At 64.7% G+C, this 15,955-nt stretch carries 15 protein-coding genes; 4 read left to right on the forward strand and 11 right to left on the reverse strand.

All coding sequences use genetic code 11. From position 1 onward, the window contains the following. Positions 1 to 180: 180 nt before the first annotated feature. Entirely contained in the window at positions 181 to 1,581 is a 1,401-nt protein-coding gene (locus ACCD03_RS13805; protein ID WP_253538746.1) for a GntP family permease, read from the forward strand. 65 nt (positions 1,582 to 1,646) lie between these two features. On the opposite strand, the gene ACCD03_RS13810 is transcribed toward ACCD03_RS13805, so the two are convergent. The 5 genes from ACCD03_RS13810 to ACCD03_RS13830 all read right to left on the reverse strand — a co-directional run bounded on the left by ACCD03_RS13810 (position 1,647) and on the right by ACCD03_RS13830 (position 6,382). Then, positions 1,647 to 2,090 (reverse strand): hypothetical protein, encoded by a 444-nt coding sequence (locus tag ACCD03_RS13810; protein ID WP_413412014.1) that lies wholly within the window; start codon positions 2,088 to 2,090, stop codon positions 1,647 to 1,649. A 167-nt stretch (positions 2,091 to 2,257) separates the two neighbouring features. Next, the gene (locus ACCD03_RS13815; RefSeq protein ID WP_092972658.1) at positions 2,258 to 3,025 is read right to left on the reverse strand and encodes a sulfite exporter TauE/SafE family protein; all 768 of its coding nucleotides are present in this window, start codon (positions 3,023 to 3,025) and stop codon (positions 2,258 to 2,260) included. A gap of 64 nt (positions 3,026 to 3,089) precedes the next feature. Next, positions 3,090 to 4,646 (reverse strand): glycine betaine ABC transporter substrate-binding protein, encoded by a 1,557-nt coding sequence (locus ACCD03_RS13820; RefSeq protein WP_413412016.1) that lies wholly within the window; start codon positions 4,644 to 4,646, stop codon positions 3,090 to 3,092. After that, complete coding sequence (locus tag ACCD03_RS13825) at positions 4,628 to 5,836, reverse strand: HD-GYP domain-containing protein (protein WP_413412018.1); 1,209 nt, start codon at positions 5,834 to 5,836, stop codon at positions 4,628 to 4,630. The genes ACCD03_RS13820 and ACCD03_RS13825 overlap by 19 nt, the downstream gene beginning before the upstream one ends. Positions 5,837 to 6,109: 273 nt before the next feature. After that, positions 6,110 to 6,382, reverse strand: coding sequence for a hypothetical protein (locus ACCD03_RS13830; protein ID WP_413412020.1), 273 nt, complete (start codon positions 6,380 to 6,382; stop codon positions 6,110 to 6,112). Positions 6,383 to 6,789: 407 nt separating this feature from the next. On the opposite strand from ACCD03_RS13830, the gene ACCD03_RS13835 reads away from it, so the two are divergent. Next, positions 6,790 to 7,596, forward strand: coding sequence for a hypothetical protein (locus ACCD03_RS13835; protein WP_316671334.1), 807 nt, complete (start codon positions 6,790 to 6,792; stop codon positions 7,594 to 7,596). Continuing rightward, the gene (locus ACCD03_RS13840; RefSeq protein WP_325654201.1) at positions 7,550 to 8,182 is read left to right on the forward strand and encodes an MFS transporter; all 633 of its coding nucleotides are present in this window, start codon (positions 7,550 to 7,552) and stop codon (positions 8,180 to 8,182) included. The genes ACCD03_RS13835 and ACCD03_RS13840 overlap by 47 nt, the downstream gene beginning before the upstream one ends. Before the next feature lie 4 nt (positions 8,183 to 8,186). Here ACCD03_RS13840 and ACCD03_RS13845 read toward each other — a convergent pair whose 3' ends face one another. Both ACCD03_RS13845 and ACCD03_RS13850 read right to left on the reverse strand, forming a co-directional pair. Continuing rightward, a complete protein-coding gene (locus tag ACCD03_RS13845; protein ID WP_325654203.1) occupies positions 8,187 to 9,008 on the reverse strand; it encodes a transporter substrate-binding domain-containing protein in 822 nt (273 codons plus the stop codon). A 76-nt stretch (positions 9,009 to 9,084) separates the two neighbouring features. After that, on the reverse strand, positions 9,085 to 10,500 hold the full coding sequence (locus tag ACCD03_RS13850) for a M20 family metallopeptidase (protein WP_325654205.1): 1,416 nt from the start codon (positions 10,498 to 10,500) through the stop codon (positions 9,085 to 9,087). Positions 10,501 to 10,725: 225 nt separating this feature from the next. On the opposite strand from ACCD03_RS13850, the gene ACCD03_RS13855 reads away from it, so the two are divergent. After that, complete coding sequence (locus ACCD03_RS13855) at positions 10,726 to 11,001, forward strand: hypothetical protein (RefSeq protein WP_045202736.1); 276 nt, start codon at positions 10,726 to 10,728, stop codon at positions 10,999 to 11,001. Positions 11,002 to 11,034: 33 nt separating this feature from the next. Here the strand turns inward: ACCD03_RS13855 and ACCD03_RS13860 are convergent, their stop codons facing one another. The 4 genes from ACCD03_RS13860 to ACCD03_RS13875 all read right to left on the reverse strand — a co-directional run bounded on the left by ACCD03_RS13860 (position 11,035) and on the right by ACCD03_RS13875 (position 15,932). Further along, a complete protein-coding gene (locus ACCD03_RS13860) occupies positions 11,035 to 12,345 on the reverse strand; it encodes a HipA N-terminal domain-containing protein (protein ID WP_413412022.1) in 1,311 nt (436 codons plus the stop codon). Between the two features lie 550 nt (positions 12,346 to 12,895). Next, a complete protein-coding gene (locus ACCD03_RS13865; protein ID WP_045202737.1) occupies positions 12,896 to 13,828 on the reverse strand; it encodes a DMT family transporter in 933 nt (310 codons plus the stop codon). A 58-nt stretch (positions 13,829 to 13,886) separates the two neighbouring features. Continuing rightward, positions 13,887 to 14,435 (reverse strand): methylated-DNA--[protein]-cysteine S-methyltransferase, encoded by a 549-nt coding sequence (locus tag ACCD03_RS13870; RefSeq protein WP_325654210.1) that lies wholly within the window; start codon positions 14,433 to 14,435, stop codon positions 13,887 to 13,889. 21 nt (positions 14,436 to 14,456) lie between these two features. Continuing rightward, entirely contained in the window at positions 14,457 to 15,932 is a 1,476-nt protein-coding gene (locus ACCD03_RS13875) for a DNA-3-methyladenine glycosylase 2 family protein (protein ID WP_325654212.1), read from the reverse strand. Positions 15,933 to 15,955: the final 23 nt, after the last annotated feature.

Here is a 15,955-nt window from a genome sequence, read left to right on the forward strand (position 1 = left end):
GAGGAGGCGGGGGGCATCGTCATTGAATCGTCATCGTCGACGTGACGAAGACGCACATCCGGCGCGGCTGAACGCCAGTTCCGCCGTCAGTTCAATACGCGTGATTGCGTAACGGAATCTGTTGCATCGCGACATACAATCCTTCGCTCTTAAAAAGAAAAGCATGCGAGGAGATTGTCGATGTCCGTCATCATCGTGCTGGCTGCGCTGGCATTTCTGATGTTCGCCGCGTATCGCGGCTACAGCGTCATCCTGTTTGCACCGTTGGCCGCCTTGGGCGCGGTGTTGCTGACTGATCCATCGGCTGTGGCGCCGGTGTTCTCCGGCATCTTCATGGAGAAGATGGTCGGCTTCGTCAAACTGTATTTCCCGGTGTTTTTGCTCGGTGCGGTGTTCGGCAAGGTCATCGAGCTGTCGGGCTTTTCGCGCTCGATCGTCGCGTCGGTCATCCGCGTGGTGGGGGCCAAGCGGGCGATGCTCTCCATCGTGCTGGTGTGCGCGCTGCTGACCTACGGCGGCGTGTCGCTCTTCGTGGTGGTGTTTGCGGTGTACCCGTTTGCAGCGGAGATGTTCCGCCAGGGCAATATCCCCAAGCGCCTGATTCCGGGCACGATCGCGCTGGGCGCGTTCTCGTTCACGATGGATTCGTTGCCGGGCACGCCGCAGATCCAGAACATCATTCCGACCACGTTCTTCCACACCACCTCGTGGGCTGCGCCGTGGCTTGGCACAATCGGCGCGCTGTTCATCATCGTGGTCGGCATGTCGTATCTGGAATGGCGCCGCCGCGCGGCCGTGCGCAATGGCCATGGCTACGACCACGGGCTTACCAAGCTGGTGAACGAGCCCGAGACCGCCGACACCGGCACGCTCGCGCATCCGCTCGTTGCGTTGTCGCCGCTGGTGCTGGTGGGCGTGATGAACCTGCTGTTCACGCGCTGGATTCCGACGTGGTACGGCAAGATCGTCACCGTTGCGTTGCCGGGCCTGCCCAAGCCGCTGACGGTTGAAGCCGACAAGCTGACCGCGATCTGGGCTGTGGAAGCGGCGCTGTTGATCGGCATCATCGTGGTGCTGGTGTTCGGCTTCCGCGCCGTGAAGGGCCGCTTTGCCGAAGGCAGCAAGGCGGCGGTGTCGGGCGCGCTGCTGGCCGCGATGAACACTGCTTCGGAATACGGTTTCGGTGGCGTGATTGCCGCGCTGCCGGGTTTCCTGGTGCTGGCCGATGGTCTGCGCGCGATTCCGAATCCGCTGGTCAATGAAGCGGTGACGGTGAGCACGCTTGCGGGCATCACCGGTTCCGCGTCGGGCGGCATGAGCATCGCGCTGGCGGCGATGGCCGATCAGTTTGTGCAGGCCGCGCAGGCGACGGGCATTCCGATGGAAGTTTTGCACCGTGTGGCAGCGATGGCGTCGGGCGGTATGGACACGCTGCCGCACAATGGCGCCGTCATCACGCTGCTCGCCGTGACGGGCCTCACGCACCGCGAGGCGTATCGCGATGTGTTCTGCGTGACGATCATCAAGACGCTGGCCGTGTTCTTCGTGATTGCCGTGTTCTACGCCACCGGCATCGTCTGACGCAGTTATCGCCGCAATGAAAAAGCCGACGCATAAACGTCGGCTTTTTTCATGGGAAGAGACGGTTATTGCATGCTGCCGGCAGCTTCAGACCGGCGTTCACGGCAGACGCGCTGGGCTTCACCCACCAGCGAATCGCACTGATTGGCGCGATGTGACCAGAATGCGCGGTCTGAGGACGATTCGGCGGTTGTCTTGCCCTTGCCATGGCGGTGCGTGACGTGCTTGTCGACCCACTTGTCGGTCTTCACATGCGCACGATGGACTTTCTGCTTGAGCGTGCCAGGCGTGGCTTCGGGTTGCGCGCCAGTGGCATTGTTGTGATAGCCGGGGTTGGCAGCGGCATCAGCGTTGCGCTGAACCTGGGTGCGTGGGCCCTCCATTTGGCTGTCGACGCCCGTCACTGCGCTGTGATCCTTCTGCTGGGCCTGCGCGGGCGCCGCGCCGATCCACGCGCAGGCGGCCACCGTGATCGCCGCGGCCAGACTCGACATCTTGCGTGCTTGCATGCTCGTTCTCCTTGTTGTGAAACGGGGCGGACTCCATGACACGCATGCGGCGTGCCATCTTGCGCGTCCCGAACGTCACAATAGGAACGCGGCAACCCGGCAGACAGTAGACATTCACTGAACCGTCTGTCGGACAAACGCTGTCAAGCCAACCTCAAATGCGGCACTCAGGCGCGCATGAACAGCCAAACCGTCAGGATGATCCCGACGATGACGACGAAGCCGCGCAGCACTTTTTCCGGCAACCGGTGCAGCAGCCACGCGCCCGCAAATCCGCCTGCGATGCCACCAATGCCCAGCGCCACCACGGCTGCCCAGTTGACCTGCGGCGAGAAAGCAAACACCGCCACGGCGGATGCATTCATCGTCATGGCGAGCACGTTCTTGGTCGCGCCCGCCATGCGCACCTGTTGGCCGGCCACAGTCAGCGCCGCGAGCATCAGGAAGCCGATCCCGCCGCCGAAGTAGCCGCCGTAAATGGCAATTGCAAACTGTGCGGTCGCCAGCGCGGTGGTCGACATGCCGGAGGCTGCGTGCAGCGGCTTGCGGCGGAAGCTGCCCCACGCAAACACGCTCGTTGCAAACAGCACGAGATACGGCACGAGCCTGGCAAAGAACGATGGCGGCGTTGCCAGCAGCAACAGCGCGCCAAGCACGCCGCCCACCAGGCTGATGACAATGAGCTGCTTGAGCGAGAGGTGATGTTCGCCAGCATCGACGCCGCCGGCCAGTTTGCGCCCGGCAATCGATGAGGTGATCTGGCTGGGGAACAGCGCGATCGTCGACGTCATGTTGGCGCCCAGCGGGTTGAGCCCCGCCAGCAGCAAGGCCGGAAACGTGATGAACGACCCGCCGCCCGCGAGGGCATTCTGGGCGCCGGCATAAACGCCGGCCGCGGCGACGAGCAGGGCAGTGGAAAACGGAAGCGTTGTCATAAGCGGGGCGTGCAAGGCGGCTGGAATGACCGCGATGGTAATGGAAGGCCCACGCGCGCGCTCGTCAGCGGAGCGGGGTGCTGCTGCCGCGTCGGCGCAGCCACCATTCAACCACCTCGAATGCGCCCTGCACGAGCAGCGCCAGCACCGCAGCGGGGATGGCGCCCGCGAGCAGCGTTGCGCTGTCGTTGAGTGCGAGGCCGGTGGCGATGCGCTCGCCATAGCCGCCGGCACCGATGAACGCCGCGATGGTCGCCGTGCCCACGCTGATGACCGCGGCGGTTTTGACGCCGGCCAGGATGACCGGCAGCGCCAGTGGCAGATCCACCACGTGCGTGCGCTGCGACGGCGTGAACCCCAGCGCCAATGCCGCATCGCGCAAGCCGTCGGGCACCTGCTCCAGCCCGACGATGGTGTTGCGCACAATGGGCAACAGCGCGTAGACCGCCAGCGCAATCAGCGCCGGCACCACGCCAATCGACCCGACGATGGGGATGAGCATCGCGAGCAAGGCCAGTGATGGAATCGTCTGCAGCACGCCCACGACGGCAAGGATCGGTTGCTTGATTCGGCGACGTGCGGCCACGAGACCCAGCGGCACGCCCAGCAGCACGGCAACGCCAGTGGAAATACCCACCAGCATGAGATGCCGTTGCGTGAGCCGCCCAAGGCCGTCCGTCAGCCGGGTGAAGAATGCATGAGCCGGCGTCGCGGCCGGCGTGCTGCCATGCCCAGTGAGAAACCGCCGCGCGGCTTGCGAGAACGACTGGCCTTCGAGTTCAACCGCCGCGTTCATCGCCACCATGTCGTCGCGCTGGATGCGCCCAGCGAGTGCGCTGATGGCCTGCCATTGGGCCGGGTGCCGTTGCGCAACGTCGGCGCGGTAGAGCAGCACGGCGTCGTAGCGCGGAAAGACGTGTGCGGGGTCTTCGAGCACACGCAGGTGTTCGCGGCGGATCTTGGCATCGGTGGAATAGATGTCGATCACGTCGACCTGGCTGGCGCGCAGCGCGTCGTAGGCGACGCCATGGTCGAGGCCGGTCGGGTGTTGCGGCAGCTTGTAATGCCGAGCAATGGCCGGCCAGCCGTCGGCGCGGCCGAGAAATTCGTGCGACAGGCCAAGCCGTAGCGCTGGGTGCGTCGCCAGATCAGCGAGCGTGCGGATGTGTTCGCGTTCGGCATCGGCGTTGCGCATGGCAAGCGCGTAGGTGTCTTCAAAGCCGAGTGGCACGCCTGCCGCCAGGCCCATCGGGGCGAGGCCACGGTTCACCTCGGCCAGCAGCGCGGCCTGATCGGGGTTGGCAGCCTGGTCCGCGGGCAGGTGCAGGATTTCAGCGGCGATGGTGCCGAGGTAGTCCGGGTAGACGTCGATGCTGCCGTTCTTGAGCGCGGCGAAGACGATGGCGGTGTTGCCCAGGCCCGGTACGTGTTCGGCGGGGCCGCGCGGGCTCGCGGTCTGCGTGAGGATTTCGCCCAGCACGTACGACTCGGTGAAGCGTTTGGAGCCGATCCGCAGTGATGGTTCAGCGAAGGCCGATGCGCTGCACGTCAGCCAACCCAGCGCAAGCCATGCCAGCAAGCGCCACAGAAAGGGACTACGGATCAGTCGCCGTGTATCCAAAGTTCGTTGAGGTCGGTCAGGCCCCAGTCGCGGGGTTCTTCTCGCGAGACGATCTGGTCGCCGGTCTGCGCCAGATCGATGAGTTCGGGCGCAATCCGCGTGCCCGACGATATCGAGAAGAATACCTTGACCGTGGGCGTGAGCAACGCACCCGGCACGTGATGCATGACCACCGCCAGCCGGCCCGAACGCAGCCGGACCAGCGAGCCCACCGGATAGATGCCCACGCTTTTGACGAAGGCGTTGAACACCATCGGGTCGAAATGGTTGCCGCGCCATTCGACCATGCGCTGCACAGCGTAGGCGGCTTCCCACGCTTTCTTGTACGGGCGGTCGGACGTGACCGCGTCGTACACGTCGCAGATGGCGCCCATGCGCGCAAATAGCGAGATGCCTTCGCCAGCCAGCTTGTGCGGATAGCCGGTGCCGTCCATGCGCTCGTGATGGTGCAGGCAGACGTCGAGCGCGATGTCGCGCATGCTGCTGTCGCCGGCGAGGATGTCGTGGCCCGCCTGCGGGTGGACGATCACGTGGCGGAATTCAGCATCGGTCAGGGCGCCGGGCTTGTTCAACACCTCGGGCGGAATCGCGATCTTGCCGATGTCATGCAGCAGGCCGGCCAGGCCGGCGTCGCGGACTTCGTCATCGGACAGTCCCAACTGGCGGCCCAGCGACACCATGAGCGCGCACACGGCCACGGAGTGCAGGAAGGTGTAGCGGTCTTTAGCTTTCAGGCGCACGAGGCTCGTTAGTGCGCTCGGGTGTCGGTCGACCGAGCCGGAAATGGCCTCCACCAACGGCAGTGCGTCGCGCGCTTCGATCGTGCGGCCCATGCGCGCGTCGGCAAACATGGCCTGCACGGCCACCTCGGCCTTGCTGATGAGACGGGCGGCGCGGCGCATTTCTTCCGCATATGTGATGGGGCGTGGCGCGATGTTGGCGTCGGCCGGGCAGGCGGGCGGTGCCGGGACTTCAGGCGCCGGAGGTGCCGCATTGACGGCGGCCACGTCGGTGCCCCGCGTGGTGTCGATCCACACCTCACGTACGCCGCTGGCACGCAGGCGCTGCAATTGGGCGGCGTCTTCCACGCGAAAGCGGGCCCGCCAGAACGGGTGCTCCAGCCACGAGCCGACAAATTCGTCGAGGTACATGCCCACCCGCAGGTGTTCGATGGCGATGCGCTTGCGCATGTTGATATTCAGAGATCAGTCCGTGGCGAGGCACGTTTTGCGCAACGGGTTCAAGGAAAGGCGGCCCGCCAATGGATGCATTCTCTTTTATCGGACGCGCGCCCGGAGCCTTGAGGGAGGAAAAATCCGTGCTCGCCATGTGAACTCTGCGGGTGTAGGCGAAAAAAAAGCGGCCACAAAGGCCGCTTCAGTAAGCCGGTGCCGGCGCCAACTGGGGCACCCGGCATCGGGGAGGGAGAGTGATACGGGTGATGCGCACAGCGGATGGACGACTTATTGGCCGTCGCTGAACGGGTCAGCCTTGCCGACCAGGGCGCCGTCGGTGTACGGATCGGCCTTGCGCAGAGCGCCATCGGTGTACGGGTCAGCCTTGCGCACGGCGCCGTCGGTGTAGACGTCAGCCTTGCGGGCACCATCGGTGTAAGGATCGGACTTCGTCACGGCTTGGCCGTTGGTGTACGGGTCTTGGCGTTGCACGCCGGCAGCAAAGGCGGGAACAGCGGCAACAGCGATCAGGGAGGCGAGAATCAGGTTCTTGGTTTTCATGGTGAACTCCACAACAGGGGGGTGAGCATTGCCGCAAGGCAGTTTCGCTGCGGTGCGGTAACGCGATGGCATAAGCTTAGTCGTTGCTCGGAGGGTAAAAAAGCAGTTCTATTAAACTCTTTGTTCAAAAAAGAAGAACAATTGTGGCCCTTCAAACACCGCAATCTGCACATAAGTCATTGAATTGACATGGAAATGTGAGATGCGGGATAACCCTTAATGCGAAGGTGTGACGGTTGGCGCGGCAAAAAATTCCTGCCTCGCAGTCCTCTGATTGTTGCGTCGCATTACAGGCATGGGGATTCCCCTCCCCTCAGCCCCCCATGTGGCGGCTAAACATTCGGCGTGGATGGTCGTTGATGCAGGTACGGGCGGCGTTTTCCGCCCCTTGCAGCAGGAAGGTCATCATGTCCATCACCACCGCTTCCATCGCCCGTTTCGAGATTGACGGCGTCGCTTATCAGGCGAGGCTGTTTGCCATGCCGTTCCACGTGCCGGAAAACGGTCGCGTGCGAGCGCATGCGATCGGGCGTCCGGACATGCCGTTCAGCGGTGTGCACGTCCTGGCCAACTGGCTGAAAGAGCGCGTGCTGCCTGAAGGTGTGGGTTTGGTGATGGCCGATCGCCTGTTCTCGCATGGCGCGGTAGACCAGTGGTCGGGCGCAGATGGTGCGCGTGCGGCCAAGGTGCTGTCGCAAGTGGCGCTTGGCAGCAAGAGCAGCCACCGCCTGTGGCGCAACACCGTGGCGGGTGGTTTCCGCGACGAGACCGCCTTTTTCCTGGGCGCCGCTTTCGTTCAGACGGACGCCGCGGTCGACGACATTCGCCTGCTCGGTGATCTGATTCCTGCAGCCGAATGGTCCGGCGTGGCCGATGCCGCCTCGACCATGATGGGCCTGCACCTGTATCGCCCTGACGAGCCCGAAACGCTGGTGAATTGCGCGCTGCTGGCGCCGTCCTGGACGGAAACCGCCGTGGAACGCGCTGACGGCTACCGCGCACTCACGCTGCTGCATTCCTTTACCGAAGACGACGAGGTCATCCACGTCGACATCGAACTGCTGCCGCCGGGACAGGTGGTGTTGCAGGTGGAGTCCTGCTCGACGCGTTTCTCCGCGCGCTTTGACCCGGCGCTCCTGGGTCGCGACATGACCGACGCACTGCTGCGTGACGCGCTGGCCCTGCAACACGGCGATCCGGCCAGCCTCCACTAAGCTTGCTGGCGGCTTTCGCCTGAGCACCGCGCGACGCTGCAAGCGCGCACTTCCACGGCATCATCTCGGCTTTCTGTTTTTCGAAGCGCCGCCGCCTGACGGTCTCGCGGCGCATTTCGGCTGGGACACGCGCGCCGCCGGCTTGTCATTGGCGGCTTATGGGCTGATGCATGCGCTGGCGCAGGCATTTCTGACAGGGCCGATTTCACGCGCGCTGGGCGAGCGCCGCGCCGTTGTGCTGAGCGTGATGATGGATGTGGCCGGCTTTGCGGCGATGGCCTGGATCAGCGCCGGCTGGATGGTCTACCCGACCATGGTGGTGCTGTGCATGGCCGAGATCGGCATGCCGGCGCTGCAGGCAATGCTCTCGCGGCAGGTCGGTGACCATGAGCAGGGGGAGTTGCAGGGCGCGCTGGCCAGCCTCGCCAGCGTGGCCGCCATGATCGGCCCGCTGGCGGCCACGGCGGTGTATGCGATGACCGCGCCGGTATGGTCCGGCACGGTCTGGCTGCTTGGCGCGCTGCTTAACGGCGTGTGCCTCGTGCTGCTAATGGGCGGCGCTGCCAGGCGCGCCGCACGGGCATAGCACCTTACTTAGCCGCCGTATTCCACGGATACGCCAGCCACGCATCAAAGCGCTTGGCGAATTCACCGCTCTCGGCGGTCTGCCGCAGCCACTGGTCGACGAAGTTCTTGAACACCACGTCGCGTGGCAGCAAGTAGGCCTTCTCAGAGAAATCGAACGGCGCTTCGGGGTGCACGGCGCACAGCTCCGGGTGCAGCTTCTGCTGCAGCTTGGTTTCCACCGCGTCGGTCATCATCAGGTCTGCACGGCCGGCGACGATCTCGTTGAAGATCGTGACGTTGTCCGGATACACGCGAATCTGCGCCTGCTTCAGATGCTCGCGCGCGAATTTCTCGTTGGTGCCGCCCGGGTTGACCACCGCGCGCACATTCGGCTGGTCGATCTGCGCAAGCGTCTGATATTTCGACTGGTTCTCGCAACGCGTGATCGGCGTCTTGCCATCGCGCTGATACGGGATCGAATAGAACGCCTTCTTTTGCCGCTCCAGCGTGACCGACACCCCGCTCATGGCGATGTCGTAGCGGTCAGCCGCAAAGTCCTGCATCAGCGTCGACCACGTGGTCGGCACGATTTCCAGCTTCACGCCGAGTGCCTTGGCCAGCCGCTCGCCCATCTCGACGTCCAGGCCGATAAAGTGGCCATCGGCGGGGTTCTTGTAGGTGAAGGGCTTGTAGTCGCCGGTGGTGCCGACGCGCAGCGTGCCGCGCGCGATGATCTCGTCGAGACGGTTGGTGGCCGGGTTGGCGGGCGTGGTTTGCGCCAGGGCGGGTGCCGCGGCGCAGGCGCACAGCAGCAGGGCGCTGGTGCGGATGAAACGGTTCAACATGGAATCCCCTCCGGAAAAATCAAAAGCGCGGCCGCTTCGGCAGCCAAGACGGGCCGCGCCCCCTATCAACGCCGGCTTACTGGCCCGACGCCTTGTTCCATTGCAGCGCATTGAGCACCGCCAGCGACATTGCCGTCACGCCCGTCTTGATGGACGGTTCCGGCACGGGCGCGAACAGCGGTGAATGATTGGTCGGCAGCGGCTTGGCGCCCGGCTTGAGCGAGGCAAAGAACGTCTGCGGATCGTTCACGCCGATGAAGAAGAACATTGACGGGATGCCCGCGTCAACAAACGCCGAGAAATCTTCGCTAGCCGTGATGGGCGGCACGCGCAGAACGCGGTCGTTGCCAAAGGCGGTCTTGAACATCGCCTCGGTGCGGGCGACCACCGTCGGGTCGTTGTTGACGGCCTTGCCGCCCTCGGTGATCTTGATGTCGGCGTCCGGCGCACCCGACATCTCGGTGACGGCCTTGGCCGTGCGGCGGATGCCGTCGAGCATCTTCTGGCGCACCGCCGGCTTGTATGAACGGATCGTGCCGCGCAGCAGCACGCTGTCCGGGATGATGTTCTCGGCGCTGCCACCCTGGATGGCGCCGATGCTCACCACGCCAAATTCCTGCGGATCTTTCTCTCGGCTGATCACGCTTTGCAGATCGACCACGAAGCGCGCCGCCATCATCACCGGGTCGATGGTCTTGTCGGGTGCAGAGCCATGGCCGCCGCGGCCTTTGAACGTAATCTCCAGCCCGTCGGAGTTGGACGTGATCGGACCGCTGTTGAAGACGATCGAACCGTACGGCCCCGGGCCCGTGTGCAGCGCAAACGCATAGTCGGGCTTGGGAAAGCGCTTGAAGAAGCCGTCGTCGATCATGCTTTGCGCGCCCGTCACGGTTTCCTCGGCAGGTTGCGCGACGAACACCAACGTGCCGTGCCAGCGGTCCTTGAGTGACACCAGCGTCTTGGCCGTGCCGACCCACGACGCCATGTGCACGTCGTGCCCGCAGCTATGCGCCACGCCCACGTCTTCGCCGCGCCATTTCGTGTGGACGTGGCTGGCGTAGGGCAGGCCGGTTTTCTCTTCCATCGGCAGCGCGTCGAGTTCGGTGCGCACCAGGATCGTCGGGCCTGCGCCATTGCGATAGACCGCGACCACGCCCGTCTTGCCCACGTGCTCGGTCACGTCAAAGCCGATCTTGCGCATCTGCTCGGCCAGCGTGGCTGCAGTGCGCGTTTCCTGAAACGCCAGTTCCGGATGCGCATGAATGTCTTTGTAGAGCAAGTCGAGCTGACCGTATTCAGCATTCACCGCCGCGTCCACCGCCGGCTTGATCTGCGCCACGTCGATCCCGCCGACCGTGGCCACCCCGGCTTGCGCAGCCGTGGATGACGCGCCGCCAGAGCTGAACGGAATCTGCGCGAACGTCGGCAAGGCTGCACTGGCCAGAAGCCAGGCGAGCGCAGTACGTTTCAGCCGGATGGGGGGCGTGATCATTGGATGTCTCCTGTCGTTATGGGGGCGCCAACAAAGTCGTTGCTTCGTCAATCGATTCGATTATGCAACGCGATTCACGGCATGTGCACCCGGGGGCATCCCGAGGTCGATCATTCGCGGTGGGTGGAACACGCTCAGGGGCGAGCGCCACGCTTGGCACTCGGTAGGCGCTTTCCTAGACTGGGTCAGGTGTGCTGTTCCAGTGAACCGAACATCGAAACGCGGATGAATCCGACGACGTCTTGTCTACAGCTAGCGTTTTGCGATGCCCCGCCCGGGGAGACGGCGATTCGTGCGGCGCTTGAGGCCGCGCAGCGCGTGCTTGAACGCAGTGGTGTGTCACCGCGCGAAGCGTTCGCGGCCTATCAGGCCTTCGTCAGCGGGGCAGGAAGCCCCGATACGCTCGCGCTGACATTTGCCCGCGCAGAAGCCGAGGCCATGGATACGCTGGCCGCGCACGGCTATGCGCGCTATGGCACGGTCAGCTTGGCCGCGCTCTAAGTTTGCTGGCGGCCCAAGCCTCGCGCTTGAGTTTCAGACTTCGGCGGTCTTGCCGCCCAGTCGCCGTGCTGTCTCTGACACATGCCGGTGAATGCGCGCGAGGAAATCGATCTCCGCCGCGCGTGTCGGCGAATGCCCGAGCGCCTGTGACAGATGCGTCGCCACGAATGAAGACTGCGGCGCCAGCATGCTGATCAGCCGCAGCAATTCGCGGCGCGCCTGGCTGGCGTCGTAGCCAAGATGATCGGCCAGGGCGAGAAGGGCGTCCTGGTCGATGGCCTCATAGCGTGCTTGCGCATCTGGCGACAGTTCATCGGCATTCCATTCGTTGGCGTAAACCGCCGCGCAGAAGAGGTGGTCGTGCGCCGCAAGGCGGACGCCGTCCGCACCGATGTGGAAGTGCAGTGTGCCGGCCGATGCATTGCGCCCGCCGATCAGCAGGCAGAACACCATCCAGCGGAACAGCGCGGCCGTGGCGGAAGCTGGGTCCGCGCACAGGCTCGCGCATTGCGCGACCTGCTCGACTGTAATCGGCAGGAAGCGGTGCTTGGGTGAAAGCCCCAGCAGTTGCACCGCCGAGACGACATAGCGTGCCTGCACCAGCGCCGTATCGTCGCTCTTGCAGCGCAGGGTGCGATCAAGGCGCTGCACAACGGCGGCCGTTTCGGGAAACTGGCGCAGACCGATGAACGGCGTGTCCAGCCCGATGCTGCGGCCCAATAGCGTCGCCCAGCAGTGGTTGATGGTGGCGTACGGCAAGTGCGCGCCTTCGCCCAGATCCAGCCGAACGAAGTGGCTCGATTGCGCGGCATTGGCCGGCGCGGAAAACCGCCCGAGCCACATCGACACCGGCAGGCCATTTGAGGCCAGGAAGGGCAGGCTGATTTCTTCGGACGTCGCAGCAGCGTCGGGGCCGTAGCGCGCGCGAGGTTCGGCCACATGCAGTGGTGTGCTGCGGGGCGGGCGTCCGATGGTTTGCTGGAACTGCAGCACGAGATCGCGTTCGGACAGCCCGTCGGCGCGCCCGCTGCATGGTTTAAGGCCGGCGGGCACCAGGGCCAGCGGGCCATCCAGATGCGGCGCCGCTTGCGCGAGATGCTCCAGCGCCGCGGCAGCAGCCTTGGGCGTGTTGCGTGCCGGTTCGGGCAGCAGGTATTCAAAGAAGTAGCGCACCGGCTGGGCTTTTGCCGTGTCGGCGATATTGCCGGCGGTGCGCGGCAGGTGCGGGCTCAGATCAAAGCCCTGCGACGAGGCCTGCCAGCGAGAATCGTATTCGAACGCCCAACCGCTGCGGCCGCACGATAGCTGACCGATCAGATGCTTATTCAGGTAGACGTCCAGCATGCGTGTATCCAACGTATTTGATGGAGCGTGCTTAGTCGGCTGTGCAGCGGAGAACCCGCCGGCAATTGGGAATTCGGCTGCTTTGCAGCAAATATGCCGTTCCCTTGCACGCCCCTCATCGACCGATGGCGAGCATAACAAAGAAAATCTGCGCAACGCGCACGGAAATCCGATTTCGATGATGCAAGTTTCTCAATTCGGATTATCGGATCGTTAAGATCGAGTGCGCGCTGGTCGATGTTTCAGCTGTCTACTTCAGTTTTGCAGATTTTTTAAATCGAGCTACAGAGCCAATGCTGGCGCCATTGAATAAATTGCATGGGCGTCAAAGCGGCAGGGTATTCATTACAAATCGGCTATTTATCGGGGCGACGCCAACGTTTTCTCGCGCTGCAAGAATCAGCGGAAAAATCCTTCGCAATGTGGGGCGAAGATGACATAACCAGCATTGCTCGCGGATTCAACTGCAGATTTAAGCGTCGACTTCAAGCGGGTTTTGACCGGCGCAGTGTGGTGCCCCAACCCTGCGGGGCACGATCAACGCGGCCATTCAGCGGCCGGAACGCAAAAGCGAATCCTTATCCTTTGCAGCGGTTGCCGCATTTGCAGGGGCCTTTTTGCGTGGTGCGAACACGCCGGTCGACAGCGACGTGCCGAGCAGGATCACCGCGCAGCCGATCACCATGTTGAGCGTCAGCTGCTCGCCCAGGAACAGGATGCCCCACAGCACGCCAAACACCGGGATCAGGAAGGTGACCGATACCGCGCGCGTCGGCCCCACGTGTGCGACAAGGCGGAAGAAAAGGATGTAGGCGACGCCCGTGCATGCGATACCCAAGGCGATGACATGCAGCCACACGCTGCCGGTGGGCGTGTGCGCGGGCCACAGCCAATAGGCCAGTGGTGCGAGCACGATGGCGGCGGCCAATTGGCTGCCGGTCGCCACGGCCAGGGGCGGCACGCCGGTCAGGAAGCGCTTGGTGTAGCTGCTGGCCACGCCGTACAGCACGGTGGCCGACAGCGCCGCGGCTACCGCCACGCCGCCTTGTTTTGCGTCGATGACAGACGACCCGCCCACCAGCACGATGACGCCCATGAAGCCGATCGCCAATCCGAGCACGCGCAGCGACGACATTCGCTCGCCCAGCCATGTGAACGCGACGATGGCCGCAAACAACGGGGCCGCCGCATTCAGCACCGAAGTGAAGCCTGCCGTGAGGGTGAGTTCGGCATAGGCGAACAGGCAGAACGGGATGGCCGAGTTCAGCACGCCCACGGCCAGCAGATGCGGCCAGTGCGTGCGCAGGGCGCCCATGCCGCCGCGCAAGGTCAGTATCGGGACGAGGAAGCACGAGGCAATCGCCACGCGCAGGGCAATGAGCGCAACGGGCCCGAACGACGGCGCTGCTACGCGCATGAACAGGAAGGAGCCGCCCCATAGGGCAGCCAGGGTGAGAAGTTCAAGCACATCGGAGCGGCGCATGAAGGGGCTCGTTATCGTTATGGGGCGGTGTGCGCGCATTGTCCGCGCGATTTGGGTTTTATGCAGACAGAAGTGCCAGCGTGCCTTGTCGGTCGTCGTCGGCCATGGGCAGGCGTTCGCCAACCCGCGCGGGGTGTCCTTCGAGCCGCAGTAGCGCGGCCTTGCGTGGCAAGCCGCCGGCATAGCCCGTGAGCGCGCCATCCGCGCCGACCACACGGTGGCACGGGATGGCGATCGAGATCGGGTTGCGGCCCACGGCCGTGCCCACCGCGCGCGCATGTTCGCGCGTGAGACCCAGGCGCGCGGTGATCTGGCCGTAGGTGGTTCGGCCGCCGAACGCGATGTCGCACAGCAGGCGCCAGACGTCTTGCTGAAACGGTGTGCCCTCAGGCGCCATCGGCAGATCAAAGTCGTGCAACTTCCCGGCAAAGTAGGCGGTGAACTGCGCCTGCGCCTCGCGGATGACTGGCACCTCCGCGCCCGGCGACATGCGCGCGGCGTTTGCGGGAATCGTCTTCTGGCCGGGAAAGAACGCGCCGGTCAGGTGGGTGTCGGTGGCGGTCAACAACAGATCGCCGAGTGGGCAGGCAAAGGTGTGGCGGTACATGGCGGTCGATTCGTCAGTTCGTCAACTCGATGCAGGCGGGGTGAGCGCATCCTCGCGGTGCCAGAGATGCATGGCGGCATACGCGCGCCAGGGCGCCCACGGTTCGGCGCGCTCGACCATGGCACGGCGGGTGGGAAGCGCGCCTTCGCCATCGGCGAGCCGTTTGCGCAGGACGTAATCGCCCAGCGGAAATGCGTTCGGCCAGCCCAATGCGCGCATGGCGACGTATTGCGCTGTCCATTCGCCGACACCGGGCAGCGCTTGCAAGGCAGCCAGCGTGGGGGCGAGCGGCACCAGCGGTTCGAGCCGTAGGCTCCCGCTATCGATGGCGCGGGCGAGTTCGACGACGGCGGCGGCGCGGCTGGCTTGCAGACCGGTCTGCGCGGACAGCGCTTGCGCATCAATTTTTGCCAGTGCGGCAGCGCCTGGAAACGCCATCGACAGCCCTTCGCGCGATTGCGGCAACGGCACGCCATATGCGGCAGTCATGCGCCCGAGAATGCGCCGCGCCTGCACCAGCGAAATGACCTGCCCGGTGATGGCACGCACGGCAATCTCGAAGCCGTCGACAGCGCCCGGCACCCGCAGGCCAGGCGTTTCGGCAGCAAGCGTGCCGAGGTGAGCGTCCACCAGATCGGGCCGGCAATCGAGGTCGAACAGCCGCCGCGCGCGGGCCAGCACGGGCGGCATGGCGTGCAGCAGGCTGGGCGACAGCGTGAGCGCCACCGCATGGCGTTGCGGCACATTGCGCGCGTGAAGCCAGCCGATGTGCCGCGCGCCGGCGTAGTCGACGGTGATCGTGCGTGCGTAGCTGTCGGCGTCGACCACTTCGACGCTATCGACCGCACGTGCCCGCAGAAACTCGAGCAACGCCTGCCACGCAAACGGTGGGCGATAGCCCAGCATGAGCGTGGGGCCGTCTTCGGCGCGCGGTGCCGTCGTGCGCGAGCGCAGGCGCGTGGGCGCAAAGCCGTAGTGCTCGGTAAAGCCGCTGTTCAGCCGGCGCACGCTCCCGAAGCCGGCCGCAAAGGCGACATCGCCGACGGGCATGGCGGTATCGGTCAGCAGCTGTTTGGCTAGCAGCAGGCGCTGCGTTTGCGCGTACTCGATCGGCGAGACGTCGAACTCGGCGCGGAAGATGCGGCGCAAGTGGCGGTCGGTCACGCCCACGGCTGCAGCCAGCGCGGCCAAGTCGTGCTCTTGCAGAAAGCCTTCGTCGATCATGCGGGCGGCGGCGCGCGCGAGGCTCGACGACATCTCGGCCAGGCTGTGCCCCGGCGCCAGTTCCGGCCGGCAGCGCAGGCACGGCCGAAAGCCCGCGCGCTCCGCTGCGGCTGCCGTGGTGAAGAAGCGGCAGTTCTTCTCCAGCGGCGTGCGGACGGCGCAAACGGGGCGGCAATATACGCCGGTGGATGTCACACCGACGAAGAACCAGCCGTCAAAGCGACGGTCGCGTGATTGCACGGCGTGGTAGCAGGCGTTGTGGTCGAGATGCATGGTGGTGATCGGGGAACCTGGCG

The organism is Ralstonia sp. Ralssp135 (assembly GCF_047304345.1).
Classification (GTDB): Bacteria; Pseudomonadota; Gammaproteobacteria; order Burkholderiales; family Burkholderiaceae; genus Ralstonia; species Ralstonia chuxiongensis.

Coding starts and splice junctions, on each gene's coding strand:
- ACCD03_RS13805 (WP_253538746.1), top strand. CDS start 181: ATGTCCGTCATCATCGTGCTGGCTGCGCTGGCATTTCTGATGTTCGCC.
- ACCD03_RS13810 (WP_413412014.1), bottom strand. CDS start 2,090: ATGCAAGCACGCAAGATGTCGAGTCTGGCCGCGGCGATCACGGTGGCC.
- ACCD03_RS13815 (WP_092972658.1), bottom strand. CDS start 3,025: ATGACAACGCTTCCGTTTTCCACTGCCCTGCTCGTCGCCGCGGCCGGC.
- ACCD03_RS13825 (WP_413412018.1), bottom strand. CDS start 5,836: ATGCGCAAGCGCATCGCCATCGAACACCTGCGGGTGGGCATGTACCTC.
- ACCD03_RS13830 (WP_413412020.1), bottom strand. CDS start 6,382: ATGAAAACCAAGAACCTGATTCTCGCCTCCCTGATCGCTGTTGCCGCT.
- ACCD03_RS13835 (WP_316671334.1), top strand. CDS start 6,790: ATGTCCATCACCACCGCTTCCATCGCCCGTTTCGAGATTGACGGCGTC.
- ACCD03_RS13845 (WP_325654203.1), bottom strand. CDS start 9,008: ATGTTGAACCGTTTCATCCGCACCAGCGCCCTGCTGCTGTGCGCCTGC.
- ACCD03_RS13850 (WP_325654205.1), bottom strand. CDS start 10,500: ATGATCACGCCCCCCATCCGGCTGAAACGTACTGCGCTCGCCTGGCTT.
- ACCD03_RS13855 (WP_045202736.1), top strand. CDS start 10,726: ATGAATCCGACGACGTCTTGTCTACAGCTAGCGTTTTGCGATGCCCCG.
- ACCD03_RS13860 (WP_413412022.1), bottom strand. CDS start 12,345: ATGCTGGACGTCTACCTGAATAAGCATCTGATCGGTCAGCTATCGTGC.
- ACCD03_RS13865 (WP_045202737.1), bottom strand. CDS start 13,828: ATGCGCCGCTCCGATGTGCTTGAACTTCTCACCCTGGCTGCCCTATGG.
- ACCD03_RS13870 (WP_325654210.1), bottom strand. CDS start 14,435: ATGTACCGCCACACCTTTGCCTGCCCACTCGGCGATCTGTTGTTGACC.
- ACCD03_RS13875 (WP_325654212.1), bottom strand. CDS start 15,932: ATGCATCTCGACCACAACGCCTGCTACCACGCCGTGCAATCACGCGAC.